Raw genomic sequence first — 19,742 nt, forward strand, 5'->3', positions numbered from 1 at the left:
TCTTGCACTTCGTTTTGGCAGATAAAGTGCAAGATATGTTTAACATTAACAATTCTGTTTTTACTAATCGGTATTTAACGTGTTAACAGTAACTGGTTGTAATATCAGGCAACCACTCTCTATCTGTTTTTCGTTGGATATATCACAAGTATCTGCAACATTTTGTGCCTTTATCGTAATATAATTACCTTCTTTCCATTGCTCTAACAGGTTGTCGTAGTTTTCATCTAACGGGTTTTCAGACTGGCCAAGAGGGTGGATAAACAGACTATCATCCAGATCATTTAAATTAATGATATGTCGATAACTCGCACCTTCCACTTGAGTAAATGAGTGATCATAGCCGCCATCATTGATTGTCTGATTACCACCAGCGGTACTCACCTGGCGATTGAAAATATATTTAAGGAGTGGTACATCACCAAAGACACTGTTCTTAAAGCTGGCAATGTGAATCTCTCCCCAGTGCCAGTTTTCGGGTGTATTTCCTTGATCATCGATAAGTTTTTGCATCGCGACTTGTAAGCTATTTTGCAAGAATGCATCACAATCAGAAAAACCGGCTTTTTGACAATACTGACCGTTGTGGCTTAATTGTGAGAAAATGAATAATGGCTCATCTGAATCGGACTGATATTTGCTCGGATAAAGGCGGTTTATCTCTCTGTCCCAGTATGCAAATATACTGGCAGCAATACTGTTTTCAGTCATATGTCCGTCCCAGCTCTTGAGATATTCAAGTCCTTCCTTACTCTCTTTATTTAATGGTTTTGTCGTCAGAAGGATAGGGCGGAGCTGGTGCCAGATTTCATTTTTAACATCATTCTGAATATCAATATTATCTTTCATTGATAATTTTGATTTAGATGAAATTAACTCGATGATTCTTTCTACCCGATATGGGGCAGCCATCCATCTTAAATCTATTTGATATGGGTAACTGTCTGGTGCCGCTTTATTATTAGCAGAAGCAATAAAGCCGGTTTTCGGATTATAGCTTTGTGGTAATTGATCGAAAGGAATATAACCTTGCCAGCCTTGCCAAGACTGACTTGAAACAAGCCCATAGGCAGTTTGGGCACGTAGCGGAACCTTTCCGGCCAGTTTATAACCGATATTACCCTCTGTATCTGCATAAACAAAGTTTTGCGCTGGTGTCACATATGTACTGAGCGCTTTCAGAAAGTCTTGCCAGTTGCGGGCATAATTCATTTCAATGAAGCTGCCCACCGTGACATCCGTGTCCATTAATGCTGACCACTGAATGGAAATATATTTGTTATCTTGATTTGATGGCAAATCAATATAGTCATTAATAATTGGACCATTCTTAGTGCTGAGCACCTGATATTTAACGTCTTCTTCACCTTTTACTTTGATGACTTCATCTCGTGAGAAAATTTTATTATTGCCATCTTCAACAATTAACTCTAAATCATTAGGATTGACATTCGTTGAGCCCCATGCGATGTGATCATTATGGCCTTCGATTACTCCGGGGACTCCGGGTATCGTTGCACCTGTGACGTGTAGGGTCGGCCCTTTGATCTCGGCAAGGTAGAATAAGGATGGCGAAGATAAACCCAGATGTAGATCATTGGCTAATATAGGTTTGCCTGTGGATGTTTTTGAACCGGATAAAACCCAATTATTCGAGCCCTTTGTATGATTCGGAAATAAGTTCGTTACTTTTTTCACTGCAGCTGAAGATGCAAAAATACTGTCGGCATCCGCTGAGTTTTGAGAAATGATTTGAGAGTTATCAACAGAATCTTTATTGCTGAATGTGATCTGTCTGAGATCTGACTCTGACATAATTGTCGGACCTGAATCAGGATACTTCGGATGTAAAACCGGGATCATCGCTTCACCTAAATCATTCATGATCTCCTGATTTTTCAACTTCTCACTCCAAGTGGACTGTAGATTGTAGGCCAACATTTTCTGCCATGCGATACTGTCTGTTTCGGACCATCTCTGTGGCTTAAAACCAAAGATTTTAAATTCTATTGGCAGCTTCTGTTGCGCTATAAATGCATTGACGCCTTGTGTATAACTCACAATGAGTGCTTTCTGTTTTGGGGTGAACTTCGGCCATGACTGTTCCGCTGAGCGATAAAATCCCCAAGTGCGCATAAATTTATCAGTTTCTACGGTATCGGCACCGAACACTTCACTGAGTTGTCCTTTAACCGTTAAACGTTGCAGCTCCATTTGCCAGAATCTATCTTGTGCATGTAAATAACCTAATGCATAAAATGCATCGGCATCTGAAGTCAAAGCATCGATATGTGGTATACCATAGTTGTCACGAAAGACGAAAACCGGCCCATCTAATCCGTTTAATTTGACAGTTCCCGTTCGCTGACTCTCTGTTTGGCTGAGGATATAATATAAGGACGCTAAAATTAGTCCTGATATTAAAAGTAATATGTAGAAAATAAATTTTTTAGATTTTATCAGGTTCACTTTTTCACCCATATTGAATTCGTTTGTATCATAACTTTCCGGCTAAACCTTTAGCATTTAAAAGAGGCAAGTTGCTCATTAAATGGGATTGTTCGACGGTCTATATCAATCTTCATCCGATGCATCCAAAAAGAATCCATACGAAGCGCATCATTCGCATGAGCCAACTGAGTTCTGCAACTTTTAAAACCGGGGCCACTACCATATTCCAAATGATCAGACCAGGTTAACGGGGTATGTTTTTGCTCCTCAATGGTTGGTGCCAGTTCCCATACCGAGTCATTCCCCGACATTTTATTTTCTAGTGATGCTCTGATTTTATCTCCGATTTTAAAGTGAGCTTCCCGGAATGGAATGTGATATTCCTTGACCAGATGTTCACATATATATGTGGCGCAAGTTACATGCTTAATAGCAGATGACGTTGTATTCGTCGTATTTACTGTTAAAGAATCGATATGTTTTTGCATGACTCTAAGTGATTTTTTACATTGAAATATACTTTCGTGGAAAGGAATGATCGCTTCCGTACCAACTTCTACCGAGTTAGAAAAAGGGGTTTTCTGCATGGTGTTAAACATTTTTGCTTGATTCGATATGATCGATGCACAATATCCTTTTACCTTTTCCAACAAATATGGATTCTTTTTTTGGGGCATCATTGAAGAACTGCCACATAATGAATCTGGCAACTCAATGAAAGAGAATTCATTTGTTGCCCAAATATGGAAGTCAGTGGCAAGACGGCTGATGGTAACGGCAATCGTGCTCAGGGTATTTTGGATTCGCAGAGCAATATCGCGATTCGCGATGGCATCCAATGCATTTTGGGCAACAGATTGAAATCCTAACGCATGAGCGACTTCGGTCGGATTAATCGGGAGTGTTGTTCCTGCACTGGCACCACTTCCCATCGGACACGTTAACAAATCCACAAAGTGATGTTTCAATTCAGCCATGTCGCGGGATAGAACCTGATCAAGTCCTAAGTAATAGAAGGCTAAATTGCTTGGTAATGCGGTTTGATACTGGCTGTAAATCGGGAAAACAGTGGATAAGTTTTCTTGCGCTTGACGCAGCAAAGTGGCACGAAGTAACCAGAGTGATTCAAAGATTTCTATCGTTAACTGACGTGCAGTCAATTTAAACAATGTTGCATTAATATCATTACGGGAGCGACCGGTATGGATTTTGCCGGCAATATCAATCCCTAATTTCTCAATTAAGTAATTTTCGTAGATCAGATATGTACCACGTGCAGAAACGAACGATTTCAGCTGCGCGAAATCATGTTTCTGTAAATCAGATATTTCAGCCAATATTTTCCGGGTTGCTTCATCGGATAAAAAACCCTGATTAAATAACATCATGACATGGGCTGAATCAATCCATGACAAATGCAGGTACTCTTCAGATAAATCATGTTGGGGGTAGCGTTGGGCAATCAGATGGTGTAGTTCTTCATCCAGTGCAGCGGCTAACCGACCGGTGTTTTTCAGTGTTGAATCCGTTGTTACTGAGTCATGACTAAAGACAATGTCAGCATTGTCTATCTCATTTTCAGCCTGATTGATCGCGGTTTGATTCTGAGTCGAAGTGGTAATAACAAAACCTAAACGGTCACTGAAATCATGGGCTAAAGAGATATATGAACCCAACGGTTTTGTGATGCGTATGGCACTGTCGGCTGGCTTCCTCAAGTCTGTGAAGTAACCATTTTGGTTGGCAATGATAAACCGAATACAAGCGTGCAAATGATGCTGACTCTGTAGTTGAGTCGGCTTGCCTGTATATAAGCGCAGAGTTTGTAACACCAGATCTAACCCTGTCGCCTGTTTAATCAGTTCCGGGATCATTCCCCCGGCCAATCTGGGATTAATTTCAATGAGGTAGGGGGTGTTATGCCGTACCCGGATTTCAGTGTGAGCTGGACCAAAGTGATAATCTATTGCGTTGAGAGCATTGATAACCAGTGCTTCGATTTTGGCACTAAGCTGAGGATCAATCTCAGCGGGGAACTCGTGACCAGATTCAATAAAGTAGGGCGGAGATGCAAGATGTTTTTGGGTGATCCCAATAACGTGAGTGGTACCATTGTGAGAAAATGTTTCTACAGAAAATTCCTCGCCTGCAACATATTCCTGTACTAACACACTCTGCTTGGTTGTCGATAGAGGGTGACTGACCTGTTGCGCGAAAATCTTTTCAACGTGTGTCTGAAGTTCCGTTGAGTCATTACAGAGTTTGACGAGTGAACTGCCGGAACCTGATGTCGGCTTGGCAACAACCGGAAACTTAAAATGCCCCGAATGACGATCGAAAGCTTGAAAATCACAAATTTCAACCGTATGTGGAATGGCCAGATCAGCCGTATTCAAGATATGACAAAGCTGAGCTTTATTTCTTGCATGGCTCACAGCCGTTGGTGTGTTTGCGGGCAGACCAAACGCCTTCGCAAGCTTAGCTGCGATCTCAATATAGTATTCAGAAGAAGAAAATATCCCCACTACATTTGAATACTGAGAGATCAGCTTGAACAAATTATCATCATCTTTCGTGTCACAAATAACGGGATGTATAAATAATTTGGTCAGAAAAGGATATTTTTCAGGCGTACTTGTCAGGAAAACAGGCACAAGCCCTTCTTTTATCGCTAAGTCTACAAATTGTTCGCCAGAGCCTGATGTGTTGCTCTCAATAAATATAATATATTCATTATTCATGATAACTGAGCTCCAAAACTTCTTCATAAGTTCTGCGTCCCCAGTGAAACGCACACCATGTACCAACGGCATCACGAGGGTGATCAACTTGTTGCGGTTTTAAGGTTGTGGTCGGGCGATAGAAATCCTGCTGACTTCTCCATGCTTCGTTGTAGACCGTATCTTGATAGCGATACCCTTCATCAGGAGCGATAAAAACATATTGGTTCGCTGGATCGGATTTAGCTTTATAGGCTGCGACTTGATAAGCTGCACCACTTGTTGGACCACAGAATAAACACGCCTTTTCTAATAACTCGAGCGTATTGTGATACGCATCTGAGGCACAAACCCAATGGATTTCGTCATACAGTGAATGGGATACATTCTTGGGTAAGAGGGTATTGCCTAAGCCGCGTAATTGTCTGATGCCATTGGGTTGTCCGAAGAGAACACTATTAAACGTGTCCACTCCAATTAAAGGTATTCCGGGATGGTAGGTTCTCATACCACGAATTGTGCCACCAGTGGAGCCACCTGAGCCGACGGAACCGACAAGAACTAAGTTTTTTCCCAGTTTTTCTACGATTAAACGCCCCAACGCTTCATATGACTTACTATTGTCAGGGTTATCATACTGCCGCATCCAGAACGAATTCGGGTTATCTTGAAGGTACTGATGCAGGGCTTTTAATCTTAAATGTTGATAGGAACCCGGTATCGACGGATTCGTCACGATAACGATTTCTCCACCGAGTAATTTCAGCTTTCGGTACAGGTGTTCATCAATCGCAGGATCACCGAAAATAACGAACTTTAAGCCAAGCTCGCGACAAACCATTGCAACACCTAAGGCGAATGTCCCAGAAGAGGTTGCAACAATGGTTGTATTACTTTTTATTTCTCCACGTTTAATACCTTGTTCAATGATATATCTTGCCGGAAGTATTTTCATGACAGAAAAAACACAAGCATATAAATTTTCTCTGACATGTACTAATTTTGGCATGCTAAACGCGATTGAGGACTTTTCAAAAATCTCTAATTGGGTAGAAACTTCCATGGTTTACGATCCATATAAATTTGTCTGTTAGAAATTGATAGTAAGAGAAGCTTATTTCACTGTGATAGGTTTAATCATATTTTCTCTGCAATAAGTTCTCACCAATAATTAATTCATTTATTTACATTTGATTACAAATTATTAATTTTTTAACTACATACCCATAACGCTAGTTTATACTTTGTCTGAAATATATATATAAATAATGTATCTTCAGATTGTAATGCTCAATAAATTCATGACAATACGTAATAACTATTCACGTTAGCCCTATGTGGCATGTGTAATTAAATGCTTTTACAGTAGTTTTTGCCAAATTTTGTTGAAAACTATACAGAACAAAGAAGACAATTCAAGTGAAATTTTAATCGATATTAATGTTATTAAGTAGTTCATAAAACTGATTTAATGATTTTTTATTGGTTAAATATTCTGTTTTATGTTGATTTTATAGTTTATATGGCTTTTTAATGAGATCAAGATCATACAAGACCAAAAAATTATTATTCTCGGTTGAATAGGTATTGGATGTGGAATAGCTTAAAGTAAGTAGTCAATTTTATTGAGTCAAATTTTATTTTGAAATGGCGTAATTTTTAGTCGTTCGTTGACGATAATTATAGAATTATTAATATTTGAATAAAATAATGTGATTCTTTGTCAAATTTACACATAAATAAATGCTGCCGACCATATTGAATATGGTTGGTAAGTTTTTTGTGAAAAATAAACTCTGAAAATAAAGTGGGACTTATGCAATATAATTTTAGAAATGATTGCTTTTGGAATGCTATTCCTGCTTGGGAAAATATAGGGCGAGAAGCGTTTTTTGACTATAAATGGCAATTAAAAAACTCAATTCATTCGTTAGATAGAATTGTAAGTTTATTGTCGGATATTGTTGACCCGATATTTTTGGCTGATATCAGGAGCGGGCTTGAAAAAAGTGCAATGAATATTCGGATTACGCCTTATCTTTTCTCACAAATCGATTGGTCAGAGCCATATCATGATCCACTGCGAAAACAGTACCTTCCGCTGGAAAGTGAAATGAGAGCGCCTCATCCGTGGAGTGATGATGACAGTTTGGCAGAGAAACAGAATGGTAAAGGTTCTCTTATCGTTCACCGTTATCCTGACAAAGTGTTGTTCCTGCCGATTACGGTCTGTCCGGTTTATTGTATGTACTGTACGCGGAGTCGGCTTGTCGGTGGCTCAACAAAAACCAAAGAAAAGGATATGTATGGTCCAAAACCCAAAAACTGGACCGAAGCATTTCATTACCTGAGAGACAATGAAGACATAGAAGATGTGGTCATTTCGGGAGGGGATCTTTATCAGATATCAGCTAAGCATATCGAGTTAATCGGTAAATCATTATTAGATATCCCCAATATACGCAGAGTCAGATTTGCAACGAAGGGGTTAGCTGTTTTACCCATGAAAGTATTGGGTGATCATGATTGGACGAATGCGATTTCTAATGTCGTTGAATATGGACGGGAAAAGGACAAACAGGTATTTCTTCATACTCATTTTAACCATCCCAAAGAAATTACAGAGTGGACTAGAGAGGCGTTATCACTTCTTTTCAAGAAAGGAATTATTGTTCGTAATCAGTCTGTTCTATTAGCGGGGGTGAATGATACCCCGGAAATAATGAAGACGCTTATTAAGTATCTCTCATATATGGGGGTTCAGCCTTATTATATTTATCTCCATGACATGGTTCCGTATTCAGAACATTTGAGAACATCATTAAAAACAGCAGTTTATATCGAGAAATCCATTCGTGGAAGTACGGCTGGTTTTAATACCCCAACGATAGTTTGTGATCTGTTGATGGGAGGCGGGAAGCGTCAAATCTGTTCTTATGAATACTATGACGAATTATCCGGTATATCTTTATGGAAATCTCCAAACCTCGATCCGGATAAAATTTTCTTTCATTGTGATCCTCTGGATGAACTCAGCAAAGAGGGTCGTGAAATATGGTGCGACAAAAAGAAATTAGACGCTCATAAAGACCTGTTAATTCAAAAAATCAATCAATAGTATTGGATCTTAGCGAGGAATAGATCGTGGAAAAAACGAATGAAAATAATAGCATGGTAAATTGCTTTAATGAATGGGATAAATTAGAAGAAGTTATTGTTGGTATTGCAGATGAATCAATGGTGCCGACATGGCATTCATATATGGGACCGGTATTACCAGAGAAACAGCATGACTTTTTTAAAAAAAATGCAGGTAAGCCGTTTAATCATGAATTAATTCGTAATGCTAATCATGAATTAGATATGTTTGCTCAGTTATTGGAATCACGAGGTATTGTTGTTCGCCGCCCGACTAACTATGGTTTTGCAAAACCTTACGCAACACCGGACTGGAAAGAAGATAATAGCCTTTATGCCGCGATGCCGCGTGATTTATTGCTTGTGGTGGGTAATGAAATTATTGAATGCCCTATGTCATGGCGCTCCCGGTATCATGAAGTGAACGCTTATCGCCCGCTGTTGAAAGAATATTTTGCCTCTGGATGTAAATGGTCAAGCGCCCCTAAACCACAGCTAACCGATGAACTTTACCAAGAGAATTTTGTACCGGGTAAAAAAGGTGAGCGTTTTAAATCTTGTCTTACTGAGTTTGAACCGACTTTTGATGCTGCTGATTTTGTTCGGTGTGGCAAAGATATTTTCGGTCAGTTAAGCCATGTCACGAATCAGAGCGGATTTGATTGGCTAGAGCGGCATTTGGGGGATGAGTACCGTCTTCATCAATTAGAGTTTGACGATCAACATGCTATGCATATTGATACGACATTTATGCCGCTTGCGCCCGGCAAATTATTAGTTCATCCGGACAAAATCCGTACTTTACCGAAACAGTTTAAAGATTGGGATATTATTACCGCACCCACGCCATGTTTCCCTGATTCTTATCCACTCCATTTTTCGAGTAAATGGATCAGTATGAATATTTTTATGATTGATGAGAACATCGCAATTGTCGAGCAAGATGAGAAAAGTATTCAAGATACTTTAATGCAGCATGGCATTGATGTGATTACAACACCATTTAAAAACTTCAACGCACTTGGTGGTTCTTTCCACTGTGCCACATTAGATATTCGTCGGCGCGGAAAATTACAATCATATTTCAACTAAATTAAATTTACGGGGTAAAGAATGTTCACATTGACGCGGTCGCAAGAAAATATTTGGATTGATTGTAAGTTAGGTGATAACAACACTAGCTATAATACATATTTTGTATTTGATATTGTTGGTAAGTTTAATAAGGATGCATTAAAAGAAGCATTCTCTTTATTTATCAACCGTTATGAAACAACGCGATCTTATTTCTTAGAGACAGATGGCATTCCGTATCGTTATTTAGTCGATCATGTGTCAGTAGAATTCATTGAAAAGGATATTGTTTTCAATGAACAACTTGAAAATATCAGTGAACTTTCAGATATCATCTATTGTCATTTTAATTTAGAAAAATTACCCCTGTTTAAAGCCGGATTTCTCACTATATCAGAGGAGAGAGCTTTATTTGTTGTTAACTTCCATCACATTGTTTCTGATGGATTATCCGGAAAAATTCTGATTGATTTTTTAAATAATGAATATAACCGTATCGTCAATGATACGGTTCCATTCAATGAAACAAATGATTCAATCGATCTGACTCAGGTCTTGGAGATCGAAAAGGATTTATTTACTCATGAAAAGAATGAGACTGATAGCAACTACTGGTGTCATTTACTCCAAGATAAGGAACAGGCTCTTGAACTGCCATTCAGAAAGTATAAAGAGCAAGATGAAAAATTTAGTCGATACCATTTCTTCCAGCTTGGTGGAGACTATGTTCAACAAATCAAAAATTATTGTATCAGCAATAGAACATCACCATTCATTGTGATGCTGACAGCATACTCGGCAACATTGTCGAGATTTTCTAATGCGAATCAATTTGCCATATTGCATCCGGTACAGGTTCGTCGTCCTCAGTATGCTAAATTACCGGGTTGTTTTGTGAACAATATTCCTTTTTGGGTTGATTTAGCAGGAAATGATGATCTGGGTACATTGGTTAAGAAAAATACGCAACAAAGAATCAAATCCAAAAAACATCAGCTATACACATATACTCAGATTCTAACTGATCTAAGAAATGCCGGTAACATAACTGACGGTAAAGTGATCAATGTCGGCATCAACGAAGTTGCAATCAGTCAAGTTAAACTGATGCTGGACGACTGTGAAGTACACAATATTACCCCAGAATTAAATGTGAGTGATCATGATCTCTATCTTGAATATGAATTATCAGATTCCGGGGTTGACTTAAGAATTAATTATAAAGAAAGAAAATTAAGTAGTGCCTTGATTAAAAGTTTTACATCATATTTCAATTATTATCTGGATGCATTGCTTGAAGGAAGCACCGAGAGCCTCATTCAATTAAATGAGCGTTACTATCAAAGCCATTTGTCAGATGCTTCGATCATCAGTGGTGAACGTCGTGATGATGATATTTCAGTCATCACGAATGCGATTGATGCCCATGCTGCTGCTTCGCCCGATAAAATCTCACTGATTACAGAGCGGCAACGCTTATCATATGCTGATTTGCAGCAAGAGATCTTAAAAAGAGCGACGGTTTTTCAGCAGTCAGATATTCAGCCAGAAACGGTTGTATCAGTGCTGGTTGCAGATCGGCTTGAGCATATCTTATGTATGCTTGCCTGTTTTAAAATCGGGGCTGTGTACCTTCCTTTAAATACCAATCTCCCTTATAAAAAAATAACGGATATTCTCGATTCAAGCACAACTTTCATCATTGCAGACCGACATTCATCTTCGCAAGAGCTGGAATCAAATGGTTATGATGTTATTTATGCTTCAGAGCACGTTGACAGCGTAGATACAGGCAGTTTTCAAACTTATCATCATCGACCAAACGATGGCGCAGCCATTATCTATACATCAGGCACAACCGGTAAACCCAAAGGCATTCAAATTAATCATCAAGGGTTGATGAACTATGTGAATTCAGTCGGCAATCATTATCGTATTTCGAGTCATGATATTGGTTTGCAATTTGCCAGTATCGGCCCGGATACCATTCTGGAAGAAGTCCTTGTTCCGTTAAAATTTGGCGCAAGTTTGGTTATTTCTCCTGAAATTCATGACGCCTATCAATCACTCCTTTCATTAGTGGCCCGTGAGAAAATCAGTTATCTGACATTGCCCACCGGCTATTTCTCCAGCTTACTTGATTTTGTCATCGATTCTGATTGTCACCATGATTTAGCGACATGTCGTTTGATTAACGTCAGTGGTGAAAAACTCTTCTATCATGTGATCGAAAAATGGGAAAAATGCGGTTTGAATGATATTGAACTATTCAATATCTACGGCCCGAGTGAATCAACGATTGCAGTTTGCTATCACAAAGTCGGGAAGCCAGAGGATTACGCTGAAAAAGATATTCCTATCGGGTTACCGATTGCAAATACTGAATTATATGTATTGGATCAGAACCTGTTACCCGTTCCGCATGATGTTGAAGGTGAGCTTTATATCGGCGGCGATTATATCGCCGATGGTTATTTTAATGATGATCAGTTAACACGGCAGTCTTTTATCAATATCCCGTTGGGTCGACCTCAGTCACAGCGAGTCTACAAAACTGGTGATATCTGTATTTATTCACAAGACGGGCAGCTATACCATCGCCATCGTCAAGATAACCAGCTAAAAATCAGAGGCTATCGGGTTGAAACCAGTGAAATTGAAAATGTGTTATTGATGGTGCCAGCGATCGATACTGTTGCTGTTGTACCTCATGTTTCCAATCATCACGAAGTTCAGTTAGTTGCGTATATTGGTTCGCTGGATGATGCGATCGTGAGCCGGGCGAAACAAGTCATTGCGCAACATTTACCATCCTATATGATGCCTGCGCGATTCATTTGTCTGCCAGAATTACCCTTAACAGCATCAATGAAAGTTGATAAGCAGCAGTTATCACAACTGGCGCTGCCTGCTCACTCGTCAGAGAAAGTGTTGCCTGAGAATCAATTGGAAGAAGAAATTCATCATATATGGTCTCAATTCATGCCACTGGCCGATTTTGGTGTCACCGATGATTTTTTCTATGTCGGTGGTAACTCACTCAAAGCCATTCAAATAGCTTCAAGGCTGACCAAGGCATTTGGCTACGGTATCAAAGTTTCAGATATTTTGAACTTTCCGACTATCCGCGATTTTGCCCGGCAGTTAGAGATTAAACTTCGGCAACATCCTGAATATTCTGTCAATTTATCTGCAGAAAATTCGGATGTTCGCGACGATCATGCGTTGAGTGCAGCCCAGTTAAATTTATGGTACATCCATCGATATGATCCATTATCACCAGCCTATAATGCGGTTGATTATCTCTGTATCACTGGCGATTTAAATGAGTCATGGTTAGCACAAAGTTTACAGGCAGTTATTGACAGACATGAGCTTTTGCGCTCAAAATTTTCTGCCACCGATGTGAAACCGACCAGAATTGTTGATGCAGTAATCGATTTTCAATTAACACAATCAGATTACTCGGATTTGAATGCTGCTGAGGCATCTATTCAAATTGAACAAGCGCTGAGATGGCATAGCCAACAACCCATCAGCTTAGAATCCGGGCCATTAATTCGAGCCCATCTCATTCGAAAATCAAAGACAGAACATATTCTTATCTTAACGGTACATCATATTGTGACAGATGCGTGGTCGATTGCATTGATGAGAAAAGAACTGGTTGAGTTTTATCGTTCGTTTGAATCGAATCAACCGGTTAATTTAGAGCCGATTCATAAGCGTTTCGGGGATTATGTTGCGATGGAGAAGTTCGAGTATGAGCAACATCATGGGGAAGCGCTTCAGTTTTGGAAGAATCATCTGTCCGGAACGATTCCGACGTTACAGTTACCCAATGACAAAGTACGCCCGGGGCAGCAACAATTTAATGGTCAGTTACACACGTTTACGATCCCGAAAACGACAGAAGCCAAATTGAAGTTTTTCATTAAAAACAACAATACATCCATGTTTGTCGCTTTGTTATCAGCGTATCAGAGTTTTTTACATCGATATTCACAATCACAAGAAGTTATTATCGGCCTGCCAGTCCAGCGCAGGAATGATCCTGAATTTGAAAAAATGATTGGTCTTTTTGTCAATACTTGGATATGCAAGTCAACAATTTCGGATGAAACGTCATTTGCTGAGTTAGTAAAGCAATCGGCCTTGCATACCCGTAATAGTATGGATCATCTGTGTGTCGGTGTGGATGAACTGATTCGGGAACTCAACGTTGAAAGAGATCCCGTACGACATCCGCTTTTTCAAACAATGTTTACGCTGCAAAATGAGCATCATTCTGAGCTTAAAGTCGGAGACCTGACATTTACGGATTATATATTCGATAACAAAATGTCCAGATTTGACATTTTGCTTGCGGTCTATGAGCGTGACCACGATCTACTTGCTGCATTTGAATATGATAGTGATCTATTCAGTGAGGCTAGAATTGCCCAATTCAGCCGGCACTTTGTCAATCTGCTCGATTTACTGTTAGAGGACACCGAGGCGCCGATTGAATCTCTGCCGTTGGTGACTGAAAATGAGTACCGGATCTTAATCGATGATCCAAATTCGTCATCAATTAAATACGATAATGACAAAACCTTCATCGAATGCTTTTTATCGCAATGTCAAAAAACGCCGAAGCATATTGCTGCTATCTGTAATCAGTCAAGCATCACCTATTTACAACTTGCTGACAGAGCAAAACAAATTGCAATTATGTTGCATGAGAAAGGATGTCAGCGTGAGAGTCAAATCGGCTTATTGATGGAAAGAAGCATCGATTACCTTGCCGCTATTTTGGGATGTCAAATGGCGGGCTGTTCATTTGTTCCTTTAAATCCTGATGGACATGCAGAAAAAACCGCGTTCATTTTGGAGCAAATTCATGCTGAGATCGTATTTGTCGATGACGACAACGGTTCAATACTGAACAATATCGATCATCACTGTGAACTGATACCGATTGGCAGAACGTACCATATCGATATATCCGGATTTGATGATACTTGGTTCCCGCGGCTTGGTGATCTGGCCTATACGATTTACACGTCTGGTTCAACAGGACAGCCCAAAGGGGTAATGATTGAACATGAAGGGATGATTAACCATCTGTACGCCAAATGCTTCGATCTGGATATGGATGAAACTACGGTACTGGGGCAGATTGCGGTACAAACATTCGATGTATCGATTTGGCAGTTATTAAGTCCGTTATTGTGCGGTGCAAAATCAGTGATTTTGCAAGGAAACAATGCATGGGAACCAAATCTGTTACTGGCTGATATTCAGAAATTCAATATCTCTTTAATTCAGTCAGTGCCATCCCATTTAAAACTTTTACTAGATGTTCTCGAAAGCACTCCGAACCAATTTGACATCTCTTGCCTGAAACAATTTATCTGTAATGCTGAAGCATTACCGACGGATCTGGTCAAACGATGGTACGCTTTACCATTCAATTGCTTATTGATCAATGCGTATGGCGCAACAGAAATTTCTGATGACAGCATCCATTATAAAATAGTAGATGACCGCCATTTCCATTTGCCGTACATGCCCATTCATCAAAGTTTACCGAATATGAAAACGTTCATATTGGATAAATTCTATAACCCGCTGCCGAAAGGTTTAACCGGTGAGATTTATATCGGTGGTATTGGCGTCGGTCGCGGATATCTCGGCGATCCGAAAAAAACGGCCCGGCAATATGTTCCGAATCCATTCCCTGATTGCCCGGGAAGCCGGATATATCGAACCGGTGACATCGCCAGATATCTGGATGATTATGCAATAGAATTTGTCGGAAGATCGGATTTTCAGCTGAAAGTTCGCGGGCTGCGGGTTGAAGCCGGAGAAGTCGAAACGGTGATTAACAGTTTCGACAAGGTCAGAGAATCAGTGGTTTGTTTAAACAAGAGTACAGGGCATGAAGCACTGGTTGCCTATTATGTTACTGATAATAAAGAACCGATAGAGACGGCCTTGCTGCTTAATTACTGCCATGAAAAGCTCAGTGATTATATGGTGCCTTCTTACTTTATCCATGTGCCGTATTTTGAATTATCCGACAACGGTAAAGTTGATCGGAAAAAACTGCCGTCAGTTGAGTCACAACATATATCCGATGGCGCTAATTTTGTCAGCCCGCAAACTGTAACGGAACAGCGCATCGCTGCCATTTGGTGTCATGTTTTTCAATTGAGTGCTATCAGTATCAACGATAACTTTTTTGCGATTGGCGGACACTCGCTGCTGGCGGCTGAGACGATGATTAAAACCCAGCAAGCAACAGGCTTAGAGTTAGCAATCAAAGTATTATTTGAAAACCCAACGATCAAACAACTCTCCGCGTACATTGATTCTGTTTCAGCGCAGCATCAAAACGTTGAACACATCACCGATGCGCTCAAGCCACTCGGTTATCAAAGCCGGTTTGAGGTCGCTCCGTGTCAAGTCCCTGAATGGTTTGCATTTAAGTCAGCACCGGATAGCTCATTATATAATGTCAGTATTTCCAATCTTTTCTTAGACGGAGAATTAAATCGAGATGCCATGATTCATGCATGGAATATGTTTATATCACGGCATCATGTATTGAGTTCCCGGTTTGAATATTGTGACGGTGTTCCTTATCAAATTATCGCTGAACCAGCGGAATTAGATATAGAAACGGTCTTTATTGATCGTACCGATATTGAACCAAACCATCTTGTTGACACTGCCAATGATATTGCTGCCTATTACGGGAATATCCCATTTGATCTTGATAATGGCCCCCTGTTCAGGTTGAAAATCGTTGCTTATCCCGGAGACATATATCAGGTTGTTTTTGTTGTGCATCATATTATTTGGGATGAGACATCAACTATCAATTGCTTGAAAGAAATATCGATGATTTACAACAATGTTGTCAATCATACACATCTCCCTTTGCCAGAAATTGCGTTGCAATATAGTGATTATGCGATCTGGATGAACGGATTAAATAAAGAAGGGCGGATTGAACATCATCGTCAATACTGGCTGAACCAATTTGCTGAGTTACCACCGCCACTTGAATTACCGACCGATTTCCCCCGGCCACCGATTCAAACTTATGATGGTGCAACAGTTGATTTGAATTTCTCGGAAGCATTCACGAAGAAAATTGACTTCACCCTACAAGAAAATAATGTCACTTTATTTATGTTCATGTTGTCAGTTTTAAATACATATTTATATAAAGTGACTGGTCAGGATGACATTGTCATCGGCAGTCCGATAGCCGGCCGAGACAGTGATAGCCTGAAATCTTCAATCGGGCTGTTTGCAACACCATTGCCGATGAGATCGTTTGTCCGGGATAATGTTGCATTTTCGTCATTGTTGAGAGATGTGAAGCAAACATCGCTCGATGCGTTTGAACACCATTATTATCCTTGTAATCAATTGATTGAAGAATTAGATCTGCCAAAGGATCTTTCCAGAACAAAACTATTTTCAATCATGTATGGTGTTCAGAATGATAAAAATGAAGAATTAGATAAATTCCATTTTGACGGGCTCAAAGCATCTTTCGATTCAAGACTAGAGGCGACGGAAGCGCATTCAGCCAGATTCGATCTCACCTTTGTTGTGGACCGGTTTGCTGAAGAGATTACTTTCTACTGTATCTATAATACCAATCTGTTCAGGGAAGAGACGATTACAGAAATGATGAATAGCCTCCATCATATCACTGAACAAGCGATCGCCAATATCGATATTCCGATTCAACATATTTCTCTGTTGAGTGAAGCAAATCAGTCTCATATATTATCCGATTTTAATCAAACAGATAATATGATTGATAACACTCATGATTTGGTCTCTGGTGTCAATCATCATGCGCATCATCATCCGCAACAGCTTGCAGTTGTCGATGGAGAGCAACGTTATACTTATTCACAACTTCGCGATCATGCGAATAATTTAGCAAACCATATGGTTGATTCCGGTGTTAATGCCGGTGAATCGGTCGTTGTTTTCTTAAATCATGGTGTGCAACCGATTATCGCAATGCTCGCTTGTCATAAAATTGCCTGTCCGTATATACCTGTCAGTGGTGATACTCCCGTTGAGCGACTTTATGATATTTTTGAGATCAGCTGTTCAAACTATATGATATCTGAGTCAGGGTTAATCAGCACTTGTGATTTGTCATGTCGTTTATTTGATATCAATGACATTCCGGAAATGTCGGATTCATCAGCGTTTATTGATCGTGAAATATCCGGTGAAGATCTGGCCTATATTATTTTCACCTCTGGTACAACAGGCCGGCCAAAAGGTATTCCAATTCAACACCAAGGATTAGTGAATCTTCTCAGTTCAACTCAACGTCATTATGACTTGGTTGATTCTGATCGTGTATTGCATCTCACGACATTTGCATTCGATGCATCGGTTTTAGAAATTTACTGGCCGCTCTCCCGTGGCGCATCCGTTTATATCCCGGGTCATGCGATTAAAAATAATGTTGCTGAAGTATCTAATTTTATTGATGAAAATCGTATCACCATTTTGCAGATGGTTCCTACGTGGCTGGATACTTATGTTGATTACCTGACACATGCCGATCTGAACGTTGCCAAAAGCGTTCGATTAATCATTTCCGGTGGCGCGCCATTGACTCGCGTGATTCGAGATAAGTGCTTGCGCTTATACGATGGAAGACTCAGCAATCACTATGGCCCGTCGGAAGTCACTGTCGATGCAACACAATTCGATGCAAGGGAAGCATTTGTCGGTGATATTGTCCCCATTGGCCGACCTATCGATAATGCCCGCATCTATGTTTTGGACAAGTATTTGCAGCCTGTTCCGATTGGTATTCCGGGTGAGATCTATGTTCAATCACCGGGTTTAGCGCAGGGGTATCTGGGCGAAGCAGATAAAACTCGTACGTCATTTATCGTAACCGAGATTCAAGGTCAGTCGGTACGTTTATTCAAAACGGGCGATCTGGGGAAATATGACCAATCCGGCACCATTTACTTTTTGGGTCGGGGAGATCGACAGGTTAAACTCGGCGGTAATCGGATTGAGTTAGAAGGAGTCGAAAACGCCCTTGAGCAGCTGCCTTTTGTTTCTGGTGCTGCGGTGAAGTGTTTTAAAAATGAAGCGACCCAAACAATGACAGCCTTTGTCGAGCTGCAAAAAAGCATCAATGTGATCAATCATCGCGGTCAGGATTTATACCTGTTTACCGTCAGCCAGCAGCCCGCACAGAAGGCGGTGATGGATGCGATTCATGTTGATATATGGCCTGAATATTTTGCAGGTAGTCATACGCTGAAAGTCTATTGGCCTGAAATTTATCAGTCTTTCCCGGACTATCAGATCACCGTCACAGATGCTGCCGGTAGTCTGATTGCGATAGCCAATACCGTGCCGATTTACTGGTCCGGCAAGGATGAAGATATTCCTACAGGGTGGGATCAGGGCATCCGGCAAGCCATTACCGATCAACACCACCAGCCTAATTGCCTGATGGTTTTAGCCGGTGTGGTTATTTCTGAGCAACAAGGACGAGGATTCAGTCAGTCTTTAGTCACCGCATTTCAGGCTCTGGCCAGTAGCCATCACCTCGATTCAATCTTGGTTCCGGTGCGGCCGATCGGCAAAGTCGCTCAGCCAGAGAGTTCATTAGATGAGTGGTCTGAATATCGCAGAGACGACGGTAAATTAGTCGATTCTTGGTTACGTGTTCATGAATCGATGGGCGGACGAAAGGCTGCGATATCAACGCAATCTCAGTATATTGAAGGCAGTATCGAAGACTGGCAACGGTGGACCGGGCAAACACTGACCAATTCCGGTCATTTCAAGTTGCCACAGACATTACAGCCGGTAACAGTCGATATTGAGCATGACCGAGCAGTTTATTTTGATCCGTGTATCTGGTTTGAGCATCAGGTAGGGGCCAGCACATCCTCGACGTTTACACAAATTGATGAGAGACGAATTAAGGCTGAACTCAGTAAAAAGTTACCTTTTTACATGTTACCTCATCAGGTGGTGTTTCTGACTCAACTGCCTCAAACGACAAGCGGAAAAGTAGATATGAGTCGTTTGCAATCTGTTGGACTGAAGTCAGTCGCCAAAGCACCGGTTACCAATACGCAAATAGCGTTACACGATTTGTGGCGTCAGATATTAAATGTGGAAACAACATTTGGTATTGAGGATGATTTCTTTCTTCTCGGTGGTCAATCGTTACTGGCGGTTTCGTTATTGAGTCAGATTGATACTCAGTTTGGTGTGAAGGTTCCACTGTGTAATTTTTACCTGAACCCGACGATATATGGTTTGGAACAATTGATTACTGAATTTGTTGAGTGA

The 19,742-nt window shown here is 40.4% G+C and carries 6 protein-coding genes; 3 read left to right on the plus strand and 3 right to left on the minus strand.

What is annotated here, in order from left to right; translation table 11 throughout:
• Positions 1 to 63: 63 nt before the first annotated feature.
• The 3 genes from VR7878_RS02290 to VR7878_RS02300 are packed head-to-tail and all read right to left on the minus strand — an operon-like array spanning position 64 to position 6,234.
• The gene (locus VR7878_RS02290) at positions 64 to 2,481 is read right to left on the minus strand and encodes a penicillin acylase family protein (RefSeq protein WP_077333042.1); all 2,418 of its coding nucleotides are present in this window, start codon (positions 2,479 to 2,481) and stop codon (positions 64 to 66) included.
• A gap of 38 nt (positions 2,482 to 2,519) precedes the next feature.
• Entirely contained in the window at positions 2,520 to 5,192 is a 2,673-nt protein-coding gene (locus tag VR7878_RS02295) for a lyase family protein (RefSeq protein ID WP_159440419.1), read from the minus strand.
• Complete coding sequence (locus tag VR7878_RS02300; protein ID WP_077333046.1) at positions 5,185 to 6,234, minus strand: pyridoxal-phosphate dependent enzyme; 1,050 nt, start codon at positions 6,232 to 6,234, stop codon at positions 5,185 to 5,187. Before VR7878_RS02300 ends, VR7878_RS02295 begins: the two co-directional genes overlap by 8 nt.
• Before the next feature lie 753 nt (positions 6,235 to 6,987).
• On the opposite strand from VR7878_RS02300, the gene VR7878_RS02305 reads away from it, so the two are divergent.
• Genes VR7878_RS02305 through VR7878_RS02315 form a run of 3 tightly spaced genes read left to right on the plus strand, consistent with a single transcriptional unit; the run spans position 6,988 to position 19,742 of the window.
• A complete protein-coding gene (locus tag VR7878_RS02305) occupies positions 6,988 to 8,289 on the plus strand; it encodes a KamA family radical SAM protein (protein ID WP_077333048.1) in 1,302 nt (433 codons plus the stop codon).
• Between the two features lie 26 nt (positions 8,290 to 8,315).
• On the plus strand, positions 8,316 to 9,401 hold the full coding sequence (locus tag VR7878_RS02310; RefSeq protein WP_205409405.1) for a hypothetical protein: 1,086 nt from the start codon (positions 8,316 to 8,318) through the stop codon (positions 9,399 to 9,401).
• Positions 9,402 to 9,422: 21 nt separating this feature from the next.
• Positions 9,423 to 19,742 carry a non-ribosomal peptide synthetase gene (locus VR7878_RS02315; protein ID WP_077333050.1) on the plus strand — a complete coding sequence of 3,440 codons (10,320 nt, stop codon included), beginning with the start codon at positions 9,423 to 9,425 and terminating at the stop codon, positions 19,740 to 19,742.

The sequence above is a fragment of the Vibrio ruber DSM 16370 genome (assembly GCF_900163965.1).
Lineage (GTDB): Bacteria > Pseudomonadota > Gammaproteobacteria > Enterobacterales > Vibrionaceae > Vibrio > Vibrio ruber.